Genomic DNA, 17,034 nt, shown 5'->3' with positions numbered 1-17,034 from the left:
TGTTACACAGTGTCGAGATAGATCTCGACCTGTTCCTCTGGGGTCAATTCCTGCATGTAATGCAATTCTTGGCGTTTCGTCAGCACGAAGTTGCGGACCATCTCGGGGGCAAAGATCCGTGCGACATGGGGGCAGCCCTCAAACAGGTCGATCGCGGTTTTCCAATCGCTGGGCATGCGCGGCAGATCGGCGGCATAGGCGTTGCCGGTGATTGGGGCAGGCGGCTCTGCTCCATCTTCGATCCCGTTAAGCGCCGCGCCCAGAACGGCAGCCAGCATCAGATAGGGGTTCACGTCGCCGCCAGAGACCCGATGTTCGATCCGCCGCGCCTTATGGCTGCCCGAAGGGATGCGGATCGCTGCGGTGCGATTCTCATAGGCCCAGCATACCCCGGTGGGCGCATGGGATTCCGGCACCATCCGGTCAAAGCTGTTGGCATGCGGACAGAAGACCAGCGCCGAGCCCTGCATCGCGTTCATGCAGCCCGCCACGGCGTGGCGCAGCGTGTCGGTCCCCTTGGGCCCGCCATCGTCAAAGATGTTGTCGCCATTTTCATCCAGCACCGAAAAATGCGTGTGCAGACCGGAGCCGGAGTAATCCTCATAGGGTTTCGCCATGAAGCTCGCCGCAAAGCCGTGCCTCCGCGCCAGACCTTTGACCAGCATCTTGAACAGCCATGCGTCGTCGGCGGCGCGCAGGGCGTCGTCGCAATGCATCAGGTTGATTTCGAACTGGCCCAGACCCGCCTCGGAAATGGCGGTGTCGGCGGGGATGTCCATCTCTTCGCAGGCGTCATAGAGATCGGTGAAGAACAGATCGAACTGGTCGAGCGCGCGGATCGACATGGTTTCAGCCGCCTTGCGCCTCTTGCCAGAGCGCGGCGAGATCGGCACCTGAAGGTTGCGGCCCGAATCGTCGATCAGGAAGAATTCCAGTTCCACCGCGCAGACGGGCGTGAGGCCGCGCGCCTTGTAGCGGTCAAGCACGGCACGCAGCGCGTGGCGCGGATCGCCGGGGTAGGGGCGGCCATCTTCGCGGAACATCCAGATCGGCAGCAGGGCCGAGGGCGCGTCGAGCCATGGCATCGGCATAAAGCCCCGCTCAGTCGGTTTCAGCACGCCATCCGCATCGCCGCTCTCGAATACCAGCGGGCTGTCGTCGATATCCTCGCCCCAGATGTCGAGGTTCAGCACCGACACCGGAAAGCGGGTGCCTTCGGTCGTGACCTTATCGGCAAAGCGCGAGGGAATGCGCTTGCCCCGCGCTTGGCCATTAAGGTCAGCGGCGGCCACACGGATGGTGCGGACTTGGGGGTTTTTACGAAGCCAGTTGTTCATACGTCACCTGCAAGGGCGGTGGGCATGTCACAGAGCGGTTCGCCCGAGGGCAAAAGCGGTCGGCGCCCACGCGCCGCGTAATTTGATCAAATAATGGATACTACCGGATCAAATTGGGACGCAAGCGAATTTTACGGCGTTGGGCCTGTGGAAGGTGCCGGTTGAGGCGGGAATTGATCAAACCGAAGACGCCAATGATGCAGAGCGTCAGAAGGATGAAATAACCGGCAAGAATGGGATAGGGCACGAAGGGGTTGAAGGTTTTGTCGGCAAAATAGCTGGCGTAATAGAGCGCGTCACCGCGTTGTTGCCATGCCGGGAAACCGCTGAAAAACACCAGTGTCGTGGCGTGAAACAGGAAAATCGCCTCATTCGTATAGGCGGGCCAAGCGAGCCGCAGCGAGGTGGGCCAGATCACCCGGCGAAAGCGTGACCAACCCGACAGACCATAGGCATCTGCGGCCTCCACATCGCCCTTGGGAATGGATTGCAGCGCGCCGTAAAAAATTTCGCCCGAATATGCGGCAGTGTTGAGAAAGAGCACGATCAGCGCCCCAAGCCATGCTGCGGTGAAGGGGGCGAAGAAAGCGTATTCGGACTTCAGTGACAGAAACAGGAAGTAGCCAAAGAAGAACTGGATGAAGAGCGGCGAGCCACGGAAGATGAAGATAAACCATTCCGCGGGTTTGCGGAACCATGGGTTCGCGCTGGCCTTGCCAACGCCAAGCGCCGTGGCAAAGAAGAAGCCGGTCAGCAGGGCGATAACGCCAAAGTAGATGTTCCACAGCATCCCTGAGCCGATCAGCGTGAACTGTTCGCAGAGCGTAAAGTTCTCGCGCGGAAGCAGCCGTTCGCCGATGCCGAGCGAGCGTAGGCCGTAGTCTTGTATGGTCTGAAGACAGCTCATGCGCCGGCCCTCCGCTGTGCTTCGCCGCCCGTGGTGGCTTGGCCGCGTGTCAGTCGTTTCATCAGCCGGTCCAGCGCGATTTCGGAGATGCGGGTGAAGAGCAGGTAAAACACCAGAAGCGCGAGGAAATACCACATGCGCCAGTCGGGGTGCGGATAGTCGGTGAAGCGCGGCGTCTTGGTGCCGCCCAGTTCACGTGCCCAATAGACGATATCTTCGACGCCCAGCAGGAACAGCAGCGGCGTGGCCTTAATCAGCACCATCCAAAGGTTGCTAAGGCCGGGCAGGGCATAGACCCACATCTGCGGCACCAGCACCCGCCAGAAGGTCTGGCGGTGGCTCATGCCATAGGCCTCTGCCGTCTCTAGCTGGGCGCGGGGCACGGCGCGCATGGCACCAAAAAGCACATTGGCCGCGAAAGCCCCGAAAACAATGGCAAAGGTAAAGACCGCGAGGCTGAAGCCATAGGTCTCATGTACCCATTGCGCCGCATTGCCGAGGGGCATCTTGGCCGCTTGGCAGACCACGAAGTCATTGCCTTGGCGGACCGGCATGTCCCAGTCGGAACAGAGTACCTTATGGCGCAGATACTCAATGCCCTGATCCAAGGCGATAACGAAAAACAGAAAGAAGGCGATATCGGGCACGCCGCGCACCAGCGCGATATAGCCCTTGCCGACCCAGCTGAGCGGCGCAAACCGCGCGCGCGCCATCATGGCCCCGCCAAAGCCGAAGGCCAGCGCCACGGGCGCGGTCACGGCAAGCAGCATCAAGACCTTGAGGAAGGACATGTAGAACGACATATGGACGCCGGTTGTCAGGTAACAGGCGGTCCAGAACCAGTCGTCCAGGATCGATGGGTCAGTACAGAAAGAAAACATGGGCCCCCATGGGCTGATCCGCGCGAGGGTGCCGCGCAGGGAAGGTCAGGCGCGCCGCGAGGGGCGCGCCTGAGGTTGGATCACTCGTAGGTGGTGGTGTCTTCGCCGAACCACTTTTTGAGCATCTCGTTCAGCGAGCCGTCTTCTTTCATCTCGGTGATGACGGCGTCGAATGTTTCGCGCAGTTCGGTGTCGGACTGGCGCAGACCCATGCCGATGCCACCGCCGAGCGGCACATCGTCGCCCACGAACATCAGCTCACCGCCGGATTCCTCGACGATTGGCACGAGGTAATCTTTGTCGGCGAAGACTGCATCCGCTTCGCCATTGCGCACGGCGGCAACGGTCTCTTCGGGGGTCGCGAATTCGATCAGCGTGGCACCGCTTTCAGCGACATAACCCGCCTGAATGGTCGCGGTCTGGCCGGCAACAACGCCGCCTTCAAGGTCGGCTTCTTCGGAAGCTGCGACATAGGCCGAGGCGGTGGGCGGATAATAGTTCTGCGTGAAGGCGATAACTTCCTTACGCTCGTCGGTGATGCTCATGCCCGCCATGATGGTGTCATAGTTGCTCGACACGAGGTTGGGGATGATGCTGTCCCAGTCGTTCTTGACCCATTCGCAGGTCAGCTCGGCGCGTTTGCACAGCTCGTCGCCCAGTTCGCGCTCGAACCCATCAACTTCGCCAGCGTCGTTGATGAAGTTGTAGGGGGGGTAGGCGCCCTCGGTGCCCATGCGGATGGTTTTGCCATGGGCTTCGGCCATCGCGAAACCAGCGGTCATGCTGAGCGCGACGCTTGCCAGTAGGATCTTTTTCATTTGGTAACTCCCTTTGGTTCTTGTTTACGCAGGCTGGGTTGCCGAAAGGAACCCACGCAGACGTTCCGATTTGGGCGCGCCGAAGACCTCTTCGGGCGTCCCTTGTTCTTCGATCAGACCTTGGTGCAGGAACACGACATGGTCGCTGACATCAGCGGCCAGTTTCATGTCATGGGTCACGATCACCATCGTGCGCCCCTCTGCAGCGAGGTCTTTGATAACTTTAACAACTTCCTGCTCAAGCTCGGGGTCGAGCGCGCTGGTCGGTTCGTCAAAGAGCAGCGCCTCGGGCTCCATGCAGAGTGCACGGGCGATGGCCGCACGCTGTTGCTGGCCGCCAGAAAGCTGGGCAGGGTAGGCCTCACATTTGTCGCCAATGCCGACTTTTTCGAGGTAGCCGCGGGCGGCGCGCTCGACCTCGGCGCGATCGCGGCCCAGCACGGTCAGCGGCGCTTCCATGACGTTTTGCAGGATCGACATATGCGCCCAGAGGTTGAACTGCTGGAACACCATCGACAGGTTGGTGCGGATGCGCAGCACCTGTTTGGCATCTGCCGGGCAGCGATGGTGGCCATCGCCTTTCCAGCGGACCGGCTCACCTTTGAAGACGACTTCGCCCTGCTGGCTGTCTTCCAGCAGGTTGCAGCAGCGCAGCAAGGTCGATTTACCAGAGCCTGAAGAGCCGATCAGCGAAATGACATGGCCACGGGGGGCCGTCAGGTCGACCCCTTTGAGAACCTCCAGCGCGCCATAGGCTTTGTGAAGGTTCTTGATCTGGATAACCGGGGTATCTGTCGTCACGGAAACTGTCGCCAATCTGTCATTTCAGTGCGCTATAAAGCGACGAATCGACACAGATTGCAACGCAGACTTTCGCCTCTCTCGCCTCGCAGCGCCGATGATTACGCTAGGTCAACCTTCCTTAGCGACGCGCTGGCGGGCCATGGCGCTGTCGGTGTCGGTCACACCCAGAAGGTTCGACACCAGCCGCAGCAGCGCGTCTTCTTCGTCCGAGCGGCTGCCGTCGGCCAGTACAACCTGCCAAAGCGCCTCGATGACGTCCAAACGACGTTCATAGGGGACGGCATCCTTGATCGCACGGGTAAAGCGCACGGTGTCGGGGGCTTGGGTCTCAAGCTCTTCGGCCTCTTTGCGCAGAGCGGTGGCATCGGCCTCGTTGAGGCCATAGCGCTCAGCCGCGATCCGGTCGATCAGACGCCGTTCGCTCATCGCATAGTCATTGTCAGACCGGGCGATGCGCACCAAAAGCGCGGTCAGCGCGAGGCGGGCGTCATTGTCGGCCAATGGGTCGGGCTCGGGCTGGGTCAGCCGCTTGAGAAAATCACCAAACATGTTTTGCGATGTAGTCCTACTGCTGGCAAAGGCTAACGGGCCTTCGCGCGGGGTGAGAAAGGGGGGTCAGAGCGTATTCAGCGCATTGGCACGGGCGGCGGCCATGTCATCGTCCGAAAGGCCAAGCGCGGTTTCGATGGCGACAAGCTGAATTTCCTCATCATCGTTGCGCGCCCCATCCGACAGGGCCACCTGCCACATCGCCTCACCCAGTGCTTTGCGGTCGGCATAGTCGACCTCTTCGCGCAGGATACGGGTGAACTCAGGCGTGCCGGGCGCGTCACGTTCCAGCGCCTCACAAGTGGCGCGCAGTTTGGCGGCCTCAATCGGTTTCAATCCAAAGGTCCGCGCCAGAATCTGGTCGATCTGGCCGATCTCAGAGGCACGGTAGTTACGATCCGCAAAGGCCACACGCACCAAAAGCGCGCCCAGTGCCAGTTGGGCATTGGGCTGCGGCAAAGGTTTCGGCTGTGCCTTGCGGCGGGGGAACAGTCGGTTCAGCATGGGGCTCACTTATCGCAGGTAACAGGGTCGCCATAGAGGAAACTGCGCATCGGGGGCGCTGGTTCTTGCAATGGTCCGCATGGATTTAGCTGTCATAGCCTTCGACGATCACCAAAGACCCATCAGCCACGTTTAGGCGGATGTCTTTCGCGCGCTGGTAGCCGGGGCTTTCGTAGCAGGCGACCGCGTCGGCATAGCTGTCGAATTCCAAGACAACAGTGCGGGCGCGCATCTGGCCTTCGCGGACCTGCTGGGTGCCGCCGCGCACGAGGAAACGCGCGCCGTAATCTGCGAATGGTTTGGCATTGGCGGCGCGGTATTTGTCATAAATCGCGGTGTCGTGGATATCCATGGTGGCGATCCAATAGCCTTTTGGCATTTGTTAACTCTCCTGTTGGGTCAAAGTAGCGAAACGGGCGGTGAGGTTCTGCGCCTCAGTTTCCAGCCCGTAGGGGTGATTGATCACGAACATGCCCGAACCGACCATGCCATGCCCGGGGCGCGCAGGCGCGAAGCGCACTTCGTGGCGCAGCGCATCGGGGTGGTTGGCGGTGAGCGTGTCGAGCATGGGTACATGCGCGCGGTTGGTCAGGATCGGATACCACAGGACGATGATCCCGACGTTCCATGCGCGGCTAAGCTTGGCGATCTGGCGCGGGATGGTCTCGTAATCGGTCTTGATCTCATAGGAGGGATCAATCAGCAGCATCCCCCGGCGCGGCGTGGGCGGGGTGAGGGCAAAGGCCATCTCGAACCCGTCGCTGAGGTGACATTTTGCGGGATAGGGGGACATCGCCAGATCGAGGGCGCTGTGCTCTTGGGGGTGCAACTCGGCCAGATGGATTCGGTCATCGGGGCGCAGCAGTTTCGCAGCCAGCAGAGGAGAGCCGGGATAGGCGCGGGGGCCGTGGGTCTCGCGCAGGTCTTGCAAAACTTGGGAATAGGGGTGATCGGGGGCGAACCAATCGGCCACCTTGTCGATGCCCTGCCGCGCCTCGCCGGTCTTTTCCGCCGCCGCATCTGACAGGTCATAGAGCGCCCGTCCGGCATGGGTCTCCAGATAGGTAAGCGGTTTGTCCTTGTGGGTGAGGTACGACAGCATCCACGCCAGCAACGCGTGTTTCTGTACGTCTGCAAGGTTTCCGGCGTGGTAGATGTGTTGATAGCTGAGCATGGCCTAGCTGTAGCGGAGTGGTTGGCGGGTGCAACGCGAAAGAGCGGGAGCTAAGGGCCAGCGCCTGTCCGCGGGTGAGCGAACCAAACCGCAATCCATGCCACTTTATGGTGCTACCGTGATGTGTTCTCGCAGAAGTACGCGCCCGTCGCGAAATCGCCTACCCGACGCACCGCAGGTGCGCCGAATGAATGATGGCACGCCTACGGCGTGGCGGGCGGGCAGGCGATGGCCCGGCGCCTGCGGCTTCATTCCGGGCATTTTAGTGATTGCCCGGCAGAAAAAAGGCCCGGCGTTTAACGCTCGGGCCTTCGATCTTATACCAACCGCGACACATCCTTCGCGGCGCGCACGAAATCCTTGAACAAGGGATGCGGATCAAACGGCTTTGACTTCAGCTCGGGGTGGAACTGCACCCCGATGAACCACGGGTGATCCGACCATTCTACGATCTCTGGCAGTTTGCCATCCGGCGACATGCCCGAGAATTTCAGCCCAGCCTTCTCAAGCTGTTCCTTATAGGCGATGTCGACCTCATAACGGTGACGGTGACGTTCATCGATCGTAGTGGTGCCATAGGCTTCGGCCACGCGCGACCCTTCGACCAGCGTCGCGTCATAGGCACCCAGACGCATGGTGCCGCCCTTATCGTCGTCCACCTTACGCGCGACTTTATGGTTGCCTTGCACCCATTCTTTCAGGTGATAAACCACCGGCTCGAAACGCTTTTTCCCGGCTTCATGGTCAAATTCTTCGGAGCCTGCGGTTTTCAGGCCCGCGACATTCCGCGCGGCTTCGATCACCGCCATTTGCATACCAAGACAAATGCCAAGGTAGGGCACCTTGTGTTCACGCGCATATTTCGCCGCTTTGATTTTGCCTTCGGTGCCGCGTTCGCCAAAGCCGCCGGGGACGAGGATCGCGTGGAAACCCTCGAGATGGGGACCGGCGTCTTCGCTGTCGAAAATCTCGGCGTCGACCCATTCGACCTTTACCTTGACCCGGTTCGCCATGCCGCCATGGGTCAGCGCCTCGGCAATGGATTTATAGGCGTCTTCAAGTTGGGTGTATTTGCCAACGATGGCCACCTTCACTTCGCCTTCAGGGTTGTAGATACGGTCGGCCACATCTTCCCAACGTGACAGGTTTGGCCTGGGGGCCGGGGTGATCTGGAAGGCATCCAGCACCGCTTGATCCAACCCCTCGCGGTGATAGGCAAGCGGCGCTTCGTAGATTGATTTCAGGTCCTGCGCAGCAATTACGCTATCGGGGCGTACATTGCAGAACAGCGCCAGCTTCTCGCGCTCTTTCGCGGGGATCGGCCCTTCGGAACGGCAAACCAGAATGTCGGGCGCAATACCGATAGAGCGCAGTTCCTTGACCGAGTGCTGCGTCGGCTTGGTTTTCAACTCGCCGCTGGCCTTAACGAAGGGCAGCAACGTGAGGTGCATAAAGATACACTGCCCACGCGGCTTGTCTTGGCTGAACTGACGGATCGCTTCGAAAAAGGGCAGACCTTCGATATCGCCCACGGTGCCGCCGATTTCACAAAGCATGAAATCGACCTCGTCATCACCAATGTCGATGAAGTCTTTGATTTCGTTGGTCACATGCGGAATGACCTGAATGGTTTTCCCTAGGTAATCGCCGCGGCGTTCCTTCTCTAGCACGGTGGAGTAGACCCGGCCCGAACTGATGCTGTCGGTCTTGCGTGCGGCAACGCCGGTGAAGCGTTCGTAGTGGCCTAGATCAAGGTCGGTTTCCGCGCCATCGTCTGTGACGAAAACTTCGCCATGCTCAAAGGGCGACATCGTGCCGGGATCGACGTTCAGATAAGGGTCCAGCTTGCGCAGACGTACCGAAAAGCCGCGTGCCTGAAGCAAAGCGCCCAAGGCTGCCGAGGCCAGCCCCTTGCCCAGAGACGAGACCACACCGCCGGTGATGAAAATATAGCGTGCCATGTGATCAGAGACCCCCGTGAATTCAAAGTTTGTAGCAGGCAAAAACCAACCAAACGCGCTGCAGAAAACCGCAGCCCACGGGATTTAAGCCTTACAGGATTCGGACATTCAAAGCAAGGCCCGCCGCAACATGATGTTGCAAACTCGGGCCGTGCCTCAAGGTTTTGTGTTCGTTAGGTTAATCGGCCGCAGGGACCAGCGGTGTGTTGCCATCCGCAGAAGGCGGCAGCAGATCATCGCCTGCGGGCAGGGCAGGGCTGCCATCTTGGTTCTGTGCGGGCGGTGTCGCGCTCAACCGGTCAATAACCGACGAGCCCGCCGATTTCTCAGCCGCGATGATGGTCAACGTGATCGATGTTGCAATGAAACCAGCGGCGAGGATCCAGGTAATCTTGCCCAAAGCGGTAGCAGCCGAGCGGCCAGAAACAGCGCCGCCGCCACCACCGATGCCAAGGCCACCGCCCTCAGACCGTTGCAGCAGCACCACAGCAATCAGGCCAAGGGCCAGAATCAGGTGAATGATCAGAACGACATTTTCCATGGGCGAGACTGCTTTCGGTTTTGGTTGGCGGGTATCTATTCGTCTTTGCCCATGGGGGCAAGGGTGGATTGCCGCGCGGCGGCGATCGGATTGGATAGGGGGCAGCGCGGGCGCCGACAGACAAAGACCGTCGCATGAGTGCGACGGTCTTTTGAAGCGGTACTCAACCACAATATGTAAGAGGGCTATCCTGGAATTAAGGTGGTGCAGACTCGCCTCGTAAAGATACCATAACACAAAATGGCACCAAATTCGCCTGTATTGTTTGCAGGGAAATGAATGGATTGTGCGTTTTCGGCGATGGACAGCTGATCACGGCTCGGGCAATCTGCCGCCATGCCACATGATCATTCAGACCACGACCATCCCCATGCGCTGCTGCCGCCTGAACCCGCTCTTAGGGTCAAGGCGCTTGAGACACTGCTGACGCGCAAGGGGCTGATCGACCCCGCTGCGCTGGATGAGATCATCGACACCTACGAAAACCGCATCGGCCCGCGCAACGGCGCAGAGGTTGTCGCCCGCGCGTGGAGCGATCCTGACTTTCGCGCGGCGCTGCTTGAGGATGCGACCGCCGTGGTGGCCGAGATGGGGTTTTTTGGGCGGCAGGGCGAGCATATGGTCGCGGTCGAGAATACCGACGAGCTGCATAATATCGTTGTTTGCACCCTATGCAGTTGCTATCCTTGGCCGCTGTTGGGCATCCCGCCCGGCTGGTATAAATCCGACGCTTACCGCGCCCGCGTGGTGCGTGAACCGCGCAAGGTGTTGGCAGAGTTTGGCGTCGAACTGCCCGAAGAGACCGCCGTTCGGGTCTGGGACTCGACCGCCGAGGTTCGCTATCTGGTCATTCCGCAGCGCCCTGCTGGCAGCGAAGGGCTGGATGTTGATGCGCTGAGTGATCTCGTCACCCGCGACAGTATGATCGGCACCGGATTGGCCAAAGCGCCATGACCCGCGTACATGACATGGGCGGGCGTTTCGGCGATGGCACAGTGACGCCCGAGGATGAAGACGTGATCTTTCACGCCGATTGGCACCCACGCGCCTTGGCGCTGACCTTGGCGACCGGCGCATTGGGCAAATGGAATATTGATGTCTCGCGCCATGCGCGGGAATGCCTGTCACCGACTGATTATGCGCGGTTCAGCTATTACGAGAAATGGATCGCAGGCGTGGCCGATATGCTGGTCGCGCGTGGGGTGGTCACCCGTGAGGAACTCGCGGGCATGGCCGACCCTACGTCAAGCCCGCTGGCCGAAAAGACGCTTAAAGCGCAGCAGGTTGCAGGAGTGCTTGCACGTGGCGGCCCGGCGGATCGACCATCTGATATTGTGCCGCTCTTCGCGCCCGGCGATGGGGTCGTCACCCGTAAACAGCCCGAAAACACCATCGTTCCCGGTGGCCATACCCGGTTGCCCGCATATGCCGCGGGAGCAAAAGGGCGGGTGCTCCGGCTGCATGGCACACATGTATTGCCTGATAGCAACGCCCATGATCTGGGCGAGGCACCCGAGCCGCTTTATGCCGTGGCCTTCCCGGCCAGCGAACTCTGGGCGCATCCCGAACATCCACGTGATGAGGTCGTGCTCGATCTGTGGCAAAGCTATCTGGAAGCCCCATGAGCGCCCCGGAACCGGCCTTTGAAGCGCCTTGGCATGCGCAGCTTTTCGCGCTGACGGTGCATCTGAACGAGAGTGGCCTTTTCGACTGGCCCTTTTGGGCCGACCGGTTTGGCGCGACACTTGCCCGACACGGGCTGGCGCGCGAGCTGAACGGTGGAGAAGACTACTTCAACGCTTGGCTGGAAACCCTCGAAACCCTGCTGATTGATGCAGGCCACGCCCGTCCCGGCGATCTACGCGCCCTACGCGACGGGTGGGAGACCGCCTATCTCAGCACCCCGCATGGCGATCCGGTGCATCTGAAGGCAGGGCAAAGCGTCTAAATCCGCTCCTGCGTTTTTTCGAGTTTCACACGCCTGCCACTGTCGCTATACGGGCGCGGGACATCGCAAAGGAATATATCATGGCCAATGTCGTCGTTGTCGGCGCCCAATGGGGTGACGAGGGAAAAGGCAAGATCGTTGACTGGCTCAGCGAACGCGCAGATGTGATCGCACGCTTTCAAGGCGGGCATAACGCGGGCCACACTCTGGTCATCGACGGCAAAGTTTATAAGCTGCACGCGTTGCCTTCGGGCGTGGTGCGCGGCGGTAAGCTGTCTGTCATTGGCAATGGCGTGGTGCTGGACCCGTGGCACCTGTTGAAAGAGATCGAGACGATCGAAGGGCAGGGTGTCGAGATCAGCCCCGAGAACCTGATGATCGCGGAAAACACGCCGTTGATCCTGCCGTTCCACGGCGAACTTGACCGCGCCCGCGAAGAAGCGGCGAGCAAGGGCACCAAGATCGGCACTACCGGTCGCGGCATCGGCCCCTGTTACGAAGACAAAGTTGGCCGCCGCGCCATCCGCGTGGCCGATCTGGCCGACCCCGCGACCTTGGAAGCCCGCGTTGACCGTGCGCTGCAGCACCACGACCCGCTGCGCAAAGGCTTGGGCGTTGAAGCCATCGACCGTGATGCGCTGATTGCGCAACTGCAAGAAATCGCACCGAAAATTCTGCCTTTTGCCGCACCTGTTTGGAAAGTGCTGGCCGAGAAGCGCAAGGCGGGCAAGCGCATCCTGTTTGAAGGCGCGCAGGGCGCTCTGCTGGACATCGACTTTGGCACCTATCCCTTCGTCACGTCGTCGAACGTGATCGCGGGGCAAGCGGCGACCGGCGTGGGCCTTGGCCCCACCGCCATCGACTATGTGCTGGGCATCGTCAAAGCCTATACCACCCGCGTCGGCGAAGGCCCGTTCCCGACCGAGTTGGAAGACGCCGACGGCCAGCGTTTGGGTGAGCGGGGCCATGAATTTGGCACCACCACCGGGCGCAAGCGCCGCTGCGGTTGGTTCGACGCGGCCCTGCTGCGCCAGACCTGCGCCACCTCGGGCATCACTGGCATTTGTCTGACCAAGCTCGACGTGCTCGACGGGTTCGAGACGCTAAAGGTCTGCGTTGGCTACGATCTGGATGGCGAACGGCTCGACTATCTGCCGACCGCCGCCGAGCAGCAGGCGCGCTGTGTGCCGATCTATGAAGAACTGCCCGGTTGGACCGAATCGACCGAAGGCGCGCGCAGCTGGGCGGACCTGCCCGCCAATGCAATCAAATATGTGCGCCGGGTCGAAGAGTTGATCCAATGCCCCGTCGCACTTGTCTCCACCTCGCCGGAGCGGGAGGACACCATTCTGGTGACCGACCCTTTCGCGGACTGATCTGATGGCGCTGAGCTATAAAGCACGTCGCCGTTGGGCGCTGGTGATCCTGCTGATCGGGCTGCCAAGCTATATCATGGTGGCGGTCTGGACGGTGGCCCAATTCGACCGCCCGCCGGTGCTGCTTGAGCTTGGCATTTATGTTGCCCTTGGCATCGTCTGGGCACTGCCGTTCAAATTTGTCTTTAAAGGTATCGGACAGGCGGACCCGGACGCGGACGACGACCAGTAACACGCAATAAAAAAGCGCCCCGCGGGGCGCTTTTTCGTATCTGCAGTTTGGTCGGGGGTTTAACCCACGGCGCGGTGATCGGGGCGGTAGCCAATCTCATCCGAAACGGTGAACCGCCCGCCTTTGATTTTCTCGATCTTGCCTGCGCGCAGCAGTTGACCGAAGGAGCGCAGCCCGTCTTCGCGGGTGAAGTCCGGCAACCCGATCGAGCGGACCTTGCCCATCAACTGCGGGCGGGAGAACTGGTCGCGCCCCTCGACAAAGGACATGTAAGACGCCGCCGCCTCAAGCAGTTCGGGCAGCTTGGTAGCGCCCATGTCGGCGGCGAAATCGGCAAAGCTTTCGGCGTCGGGGTTGGTTTTGACCGGCTCGACCACGGCGGCCACCCGGCGCGGACGCACGGGGCCCGCGCTGCGCAGCTTGTCCACGTCGATGCGCTGTTCGGCCACCAGTTTGAGCGGGGCGGGGCGGGCATCGCTTGAGGGACGCTCAGTCCGCACAGGGCGGCTAACCGGACGGCGCGGGCGGACCACATCGGCCAGATCTTCGCGGTAAGCGTCGTCCGAGGTTTCGGTCGTGGCGCGGCCACCCATGGCTTCGTCTGCTTTTTTGGCAGCGACGGCGGCACGCAGATGGGCAAAAGCATCGCGGCGCGTGGTGCTCTCCGCCTCGTCCATTTTGTTGTCAGTTTCTGCCATCAGGCGCGACATGTCTGGGCCGGCTTCATCGTCGATGGTGGGCAGGCTGTGACGTGCGGCTTGGGCAGGCTCAACTTCTTCCTCGGCCAGTTCGGGTGCGTCTTCGACCGCTGCCGCAGGGGCGATATCTTCTGCGGCTTCCTCGGCGGGCTCTGCTTGCTCGGTCGACTCAACCTCTGCGGCAGGCGTGAAGTCTTCCTCCTCAGCAAGCGACACCTCTTCCTCGGCCATTTCGACCTCTGGCTCAGGCGTCTCTTCCTCTTGCAAGGGGGCGGCACCACCAAGCTCGGCTTCCAAAGCTGCCAACTCACGGGCCAATTCATCTTCGTCTTCTTTAGAAAGGGATGAGCTGGGCTTTTCTTCCGTTTTTGCGGCTGAGGCTTCCTTTGGCGTCTCGGCAGAGACTTCTTCCAGATCGCCACGCGCCACGGCGGCTTCAAGATCCGCACGTTTGACCTTGATGACCCGGCCTTGGCGGGGCAGATCGGCAGCGTCTATTTCCGGTGCGCCTCCGGCGTCTGCATCAAAGAGGCTATCGTCAGCTTCAGCAGATTCAACTTCATCTTCCTCAGCGGCATCAAGACGGTTGAGGATGTCGGCAAGATCGTCGTCTTCCTCTTCAACATCAGCTTCGGCCATTTGCGTGGCTTCGTCGGCGTCCAGCGCATCTTCGATGTCACGGCGGGCGGCGGCGATGGCGGCTTGGTTGTCTTCGGCCGCGGCACGGGGGGCGGCTGCGGCAGGTGCTACGTCCGGAGTCGCGGCGGCTTCTTCCTCGTCATAGCCCGCTGCGTCGTCTTCGTCCTGCTGGGCGACAACGGCGCGAATGCGCTGCAGTTTGGCGGCGATGCTGTCGGCAGGTGCCGCGTTTGCTGCCGGAATTTCTTCTGCCGTGGCAGTCTGCGCTTCGTCCTCGTAATGGGAGTGCGGCTGCGGGCTGCTGGCAAAGAATGCTTCCGCATCGTTGGCATCTTCATTGTCTGTTGTGGGCGCCGGTGCTGCAGCGACGGGGGCTGCCGCAGGGGCAGGCTCGGTCATCATGGCGGTGTCTGCAATCTCGGCTTCGGGCGCAGCAGGCGTTGCAACAGCGGCAGTATCGGCAATCTCGGCCTTGAGCGGGGCCGATGCTTCTTGCTGTGCTGGCGCTTGCTCTGCACTGCGGGGCGCTTCGGGGGGCGCGGCTTTGGCTTGAACAGGGGCGGTTTCAGCGGCAGGGGCTTGCGCTTCGGCGCTGTGATCTTCCAGCGCGCTCAGCACGATCTTGCCTTCCTGCTCGCGGGCCTGAACCCGGCGGGAAACCTCTCTTTGGGCGATCCGCGCCAGCATGTCGGCGTCGGGCTGCGGCGGTTCGGCACCGAAGTAGCGGTCATCCGAGGCCAGGTCGCGGAAATATTCGGCAATGGCCTTCATGGTGCCAAAGGAATCGTCGAAGCCTTCCAGCGTGCACGAAAAAGTGCCATAGGAGACCGTCAAGATTTTGTTGCTGTTCATCATCGGATGCTCGTCCTCTGCGGTGTTGCAGATATTGTTTACCACGATGTCCAAGACCAAAGCGGCTCGAATCTGTGCCATTCAACGTATGATTTCAAGGCAAGATTAAGGCAGATTTCCAAAAGGGGCGTTAATTGACCACTACAGACTACATAGTTCGGGACAGCGGTCCAGTCACGTTGATCGGTGGTGGGGAGGCCTTTGAAGGGGACCTGGAGGCAGCGTTGGTATTGGCCCCAACATGTGTCGCGGCCGACAGCGGTGCCGCGCTGGCGGTGGCAGCGGGGGTGTCATTGACGGCTCTTATCGGTGATCTGGATTCCACGCCGGCCGAGGTGTTGGCACAGGTGCCAACCGAGCGGTGCCACCGGATTGCAGAGCAGGAGAGCACAGATTTCGAAAAGGCGCTCACCCGGATCGACGCGCCATTGGTCTTGGGGGTTGGTTTTACCGGGGCGCGGGTGGACCACCAGTTGGCGGCCTTCAATACGCTCGCGGCCCATCCGCATCTGCCTTGCATTTTGCTGGGCGCACAGGAGATCGTGCTGCTGGCACCGCCCCAGATCACGCTGCCCACGGCGGCGGGGGATGTGGTGTCCCTTATGCCGCTGGCCCCGGTTCAGGGGCGCAGCGTTGGATTGGAATGGCCGATTGACGGGTTGGACTTTGCCCCCGGAGGACGAATTGGAACGTCAAATCGCGCCTTGGGGCCGGTAAAGCTTGAGATTTCAGGGCCGGATATGCTGCTGATCCTGCCGCGCCGCCTTATGGCGCCACTGGCGGCGCAACTGCTGCGGCCAGTGCACGTGCCGTGGCCCGCTCGCGCATAATCACATAAAGGCCCGCACCGACGGTGATCAGGATGCCCAAGCCCGCCAAAGGGTTTGGCAAATCGGAAAAGATGAGCAGCCCCAGCAGCGTGGCGAAAGGGATCTCAAGATATTGCATCGGAGCCAGCGTGGCCGAGGGGGCAAAGCGCAAGGACCATGTCATCAGCAAATGGGCGATGGTGCCGAGAATCCCAATGCCCAGCAGGAGGGTCCAATCCACTGCATCGGGCTGGATGATCTGAAGCGGCGCGATGTCGGTTGCAGAGCCAAGAGCGAGTAGAGGTAGGATGATCATTACCGCCATCACGCCGCTGACGGCCTGAAGGCTGATCGGGTCGGTTTGTTTTGCGATCTGGCGGGTGACCAGCATGAAAAATGAAAAGACCACCGCCACCATGATGGGCAGCAGTGCAGGCCATCCGACATTAACGAAACTGGGCTGGACGATAAGAAGCGTGCCGAGAAATCCAACGATGCTGGCGCCCAGACGACGAGAACCAACTTCTTCCTTCAGGATAAACTTGCCGAGCAGCAGCATGATGAAGGGCATGACAAAGGCAATGGCAACGGCATCGGCCAAAGGGAGATACTTGAGTGCTGTGAACATCGCAGCGATACCCGCGATGTGCAGGATGGTTCGCAGAAGGGTAAGCCAGAGTACGCGCCCCCGCATGCGCCACGCGCGACCTGATGCCCAGACGAATGGTATAAGGATCAGCGCTTGAACGGCAAAACGAATAAGCACGACCTGCCCAAGCGGGACCGAAGCACCAAGCAGTTTGGCCACCGCATCGCCCACGGGGGCTAGAATGCAAAAACCCATCATGAGGGCTATTCCGACGAGAGGGCGATCCTGCTGCATTGGATTACGCTACGGAAGATCGCTGCTGGATGCAATCTTTGGTTGTAATTATCTGCCCACCTATCGTGGTATTCTAGGCAGAGGCAGAGGCAGAGGCAGAGGCAGAGGCAGAGGCAGAGGC

The 17,034-nt window shown here is 60.7% G+C and carries 19 protein-coding genes; 6 read left to right on the top strand and 13 right to left on the bottom strand.

Annotated features, from left to right (window positions below; genetic code table 11):
- Positions 1-2 precede the first annotated feature (2 nt).
- The 11 genes from BM229_RS06230 to secG form a co-directional block, all read right to left on the bottom strand.
- Entirely contained in the window at positions 3-1,337 is a 1,335-nt protein-coding gene (locus tag BM229_RS06230; protein WP_093926756.1) for a glutamine synthetase family protein, read from the bottom strand.
- A gap of 100 nt (positions 1,338-1,437) precedes the next feature.
- The gene (locus BM229_RS06225; RefSeq protein ID WP_093926755.1) at positions 1,438-2,244 is read right to left on the bottom strand and encodes an ABC transporter permease; all 807 of its coding nucleotides are present in this window, start codon (positions 2,242-2,244) and stop codon (positions 1,438-1,440) included.
- Positions 2,241-3,125 (bottom strand): ABC transporter permease, encoded by an 885-nt coding sequence (locus tag BM229_RS06220; RefSeq protein WP_093926754.1) that lies wholly within the window; start codon positions 3,123-3,125, stop codon positions 2,241-2,243. The genes BM229_RS06225 and BM229_RS06220 overlap by 4 nt, the downstream gene beginning before the upstream one ends.
- A gap of 80 nt (positions 3,126-3,205) precedes the next feature.
- Positions 3,206-3,943: a transporter substrate-binding domain-containing protein gene (locus BM229_RS06215; protein WP_093926753.1), complete on the bottom strand. Its 738-nt coding sequence runs from the start codon at positions 3,941-3,943 to the stop codon at positions 3,206-3,208.
- Between the two features lie 24 nt (positions 3,944-3,967).
- Positions 3,968-4,744 (bottom strand): ABC transporter ATP-binding protein, encoded by a 777-nt coding sequence (locus BM229_RS06210; protein WP_093926752.1) that lies wholly within the window; start codon positions 4,742-4,744, stop codon positions 3,968-3,970.
- Positions 4,745-4,855: 111 nt separating this feature from the next.
- Positions 4,856-5,296, bottom strand: coding sequence for a tellurite resistance TerB family protein (locus tag BM229_RS06205; protein ID WP_093926751.1), 441 nt, complete (start codon positions 5,294-5,296; stop codon positions 4,856-4,858).
- A gap of 66 nt (positions 5,297-5,362) precedes the next feature.
- Positions 5,363-5,800 (bottom strand): tellurite resistance TerB family protein, encoded by a 438-nt coding sequence (locus tag BM229_RS06200; protein WP_093926750.1) that lies wholly within the window; start codon positions 5,798-5,800, stop codon positions 5,363-5,365.
- An 85-nt stretch (positions 5,801-5,885) separates the two neighbouring features.
- Positions 5,886-6,179, bottom strand: a complete 294-nt coding sequence (locus BM229_RS06195; protein WP_067627071.1) for a DUF1330 domain-containing protein — start codon at positions 6,177-6,179, stop codon at positions 5,886-5,888.
- Positions 6,180-6,182: 3 nt separating this feature from the next.
- Positions 6,183-6,974, bottom strand: a complete 792-nt coding sequence (locus BM229_RS06190; RefSeq protein WP_093926749.1) for a 23S rRNA (adenine(2030)-N(6))-methyltransferase RlmJ — start codon at positions 6,972-6,974, stop codon at positions 6,183-6,185.
- A gap of 317 nt (positions 6,975-7,291) precedes the next feature.
- On the bottom strand, positions 7,292-8,935 hold the full coding sequence (locus tag BM229_RS06185) for a CTP synthase (protein ID WP_093926748.1): 1,644 nt from the start codon (positions 8,933-8,935) through the stop codon (positions 7,292-7,294).
- A gap of 178 nt (positions 8,936-9,113) precedes the next feature.
- Entirely contained in the window at positions 9,114-9,476 is a 363-nt protein-coding gene (secG, locus tag BM229_RS06180) for a preprotein translocase subunit SecG (protein ID WP_093926747.1), read from the bottom strand.
- A 336-nt stretch (positions 9,477-9,812) separates the two neighbouring features.
- Between secG and nthA the strand changes: the two genes are divergently transcribed.
- From nthA to BM229_RS06155, 5 genes are all read left to right on the top strand, one after another.
- Positions 9,813-10,430: a nitrile hydratase subunit alpha gene (nthA, locus tag BM229_RS06175; RefSeq protein ID WP_093926746.1), complete on the top strand. Its 618-nt coding sequence runs from the start codon at positions 9,813-9,815 to the stop codon at positions 10,428-10,430.
- On the top strand, positions 10,427-11,101 hold the full coding sequence (gene nthB / locus BM229_RS06170) for a nitrile hydratase subunit beta (protein WP_093926745.1): 675 nt from the start codon (positions 10,427-10,429) through the stop codon (positions 11,099-11,101). The genes nthA and nthB overlap by 4 nt, the downstream gene beginning before the upstream one ends.
- Positions 11,098-11,424: a nitrile hydratase accessory protein gene (locus BM229_RS06165; protein ID WP_093926744.1), complete on the top strand. Its 327-nt coding sequence runs from the start codon at positions 11,098-11,100 to the stop codon at positions 11,422-11,424. The genes nthB and BM229_RS06165 overlap by 4 nt, the downstream gene beginning before the upstream one ends.
- A gap of 80 nt (positions 11,425-11,504) precedes the next feature.
- The gene (locus BM229_RS06160) at positions 11,505-12,800 is read left to right on the top strand and encodes an adenylosuccinate synthase (RefSeq protein ID WP_093926743.1); all 1,296 of its coding nucleotides are present in this window, start codon (positions 11,505-11,507) and stop codon (positions 12,798-12,800) included.
- Positions 12,801-12,804: 4 nt separating this feature from the next.
- A complete protein-coding gene (locus tag BM229_RS06155) occupies positions 12,805-13,032 on the top strand; it encodes a DUF2842 domain-containing protein (protein ID WP_093926742.1) in 228 nt (75 codons plus the stop codon).
- Between the two features lie 59 nt (positions 13,033-13,091).
- On the opposite strand, the gene BM229_RS06150 is transcribed toward BM229_RS06155, so the two are convergent.
- A complete protein-coding gene (locus tag BM229_RS06150; RefSeq protein ID WP_244152123.1) occupies positions 13,092-15,302 on the bottom strand; it encodes a hypothetical protein in 2,211 nt (736 codons plus the stop codon).
- 53 nt (positions 15,303-15,355) lie between these two features.
- Between BM229_RS06150 and BM229_RS06145 the strand changes: the two genes are divergently transcribed.
- Positions 15,356-16,051, top strand: coding sequence for a thiamine pyrophosphokinase (locus tag BM229_RS06145; RefSeq protein WP_244152122.1), 696 nt, complete (start codon positions 15,356-15,358; stop codon positions 16,049-16,051).
- On the opposite strand, the gene BM229_RS06140 is transcribed toward BM229_RS06145, so the two are convergent.
- Positions 15,987-16,913 (bottom strand): DMT family transporter, encoded by a 927-nt coding sequence (locus tag BM229_RS06140; protein ID WP_093926741.1) that lies wholly within the window; start codon positions 16,911-16,913, stop codon positions 15,987-15,989. The genes BM229_RS06145 and BM229_RS06140 overlap by 65 nt on opposite strands.
- Positions 16,914-17,034 lie beyond the last annotated feature (121 nt).

Origin of the sequence: Sulfitobacter dubius (assembly GCF_900113435.1) — a bacterium.
GTDB lineage: Bacteria > Pseudomonadota > Alphaproteobacteria > Rhodobacterales > Rhodobacteraceae > Sulfitobacter > Sulfitobacter dubius.
Note: the sequence above shows the minus strand (reverse complement) of the source record. Positions and strands in the feature narration are given on the sequence as shown.

Excerpts from the sequence above, each read along its gene's own strand:
- BM229_RS06230 (WP_093926756.1), bottom strand. The coding sequence starts at position 1,337 with ATGAACAACTGGCTTCGTAAAAACCCCCAAGTCCGCACCATCCGTGTG.
- BM229_RS06225 (WP_093926755.1), bottom strand. The coding sequence starts at position 2,244 with ATGAGCTGTCTTCAGACCATACAAGACTACGGCCTACGCTCGCTCGGC.
- BM229_RS06220 (WP_093926754.1), bottom strand. The coding sequence starts at position 3,125 with ATGTTTTCTTTCTGTACTGACCCATCGATCCTGGACGACTGGTTCTGG.
- BM229_RS06215 (WP_093926753.1), bottom strand. The coding sequence starts at position 3,943 with ATGAAAAAGATCCTACTGGCAAGCGTCGCGCTCAGCATGACCGCTGGT.
- BM229_RS06205 (WP_093926751.1), bottom strand. The coding sequence starts at position 5,296 with ATGTTTGGTGATTTTCTCAAGCGGCTGACCCAGCCCGAGCCCGACCCA.
- BM229_RS06200 (WP_093926750.1), bottom strand. The coding sequence starts at position 5,800 with ATGCTGAACCGACTGTTCCCCCGCCGCAAGGCACAGCCGAAACCTTTG.
- BM229_RS06195 (WP_067627071.1), bottom strand. The coding sequence starts at position 6,179 with ATGCCAAAAGGCTATTGGATCGCCACCATGGATATCCACGACACCGCG.
- BM229_RS06190 (WP_093926749.1), bottom strand. The coding sequence starts at position 6,974 with ATGCTCAGCTATCAACACATCTACCACGCCGGAAACCTTGCAGACGTA.
- BM229_RS06185 (WP_093926748.1), bottom strand. The coding sequence starts at position 8,935 with ATGGCACGCTATATTTTCATCACCGGCGGTGTGGTCTCGTCTCTGGGC.
- secG (WP_093926747.1), bottom strand. The coding sequence starts at position 9,476 with ATGGAAAATGTCGTTCTGATCATTCACCTGATTCTGGCCCTTGGCCTG.
- nthA (WP_093926746.1), top strand. The coding sequence starts at position 9,813 with ATGCCACATGATCATTCAGACCACGACCATCCCCATGCGCTGCTGCCG.
- nthB (WP_093926745.1), top strand. The coding sequence starts at position 10,427 with ATGACCCGCGTACATGACATGGGCGGGCGTTTCGGCGATGGCACAGTG.
- BM229_RS06165 (WP_093926744.1), top strand. The coding sequence starts at position 11,098 with ATGAGCGCCCCGGAACCGGCCTTTGAAGCGCCTTGGCATGCGCAGCTT.
- BM229_RS06160 (WP_093926743.1), top strand. The coding sequence starts at position 11,505 with ATGGCCAATGTCGTCGTTGTCGGCGCCCAATGGGGTGACGAGGGAAAA.
- BM229_RS06155 (WP_093926742.1), top strand. The coding sequence starts at position 12,805 with ATGGCGCTGAGCTATAAAGCACGTCGCCGTTGGGCGCTGGTGATCCTG.
- BM229_RS06150 (WP_244152123.1), bottom strand. The coding sequence starts at position 15,302 with ATGGCACAGATTCGAGCCGCTTTGGTCTTGGACATCGTGGTAAACAAT.
- BM229_RS06140 (WP_093926741.1), bottom strand. The coding sequence starts at position 16,913 with ATGCAGCAGGATCGCCCTCTCGTCGGAATAGCCCTCATGATGGGTTTT.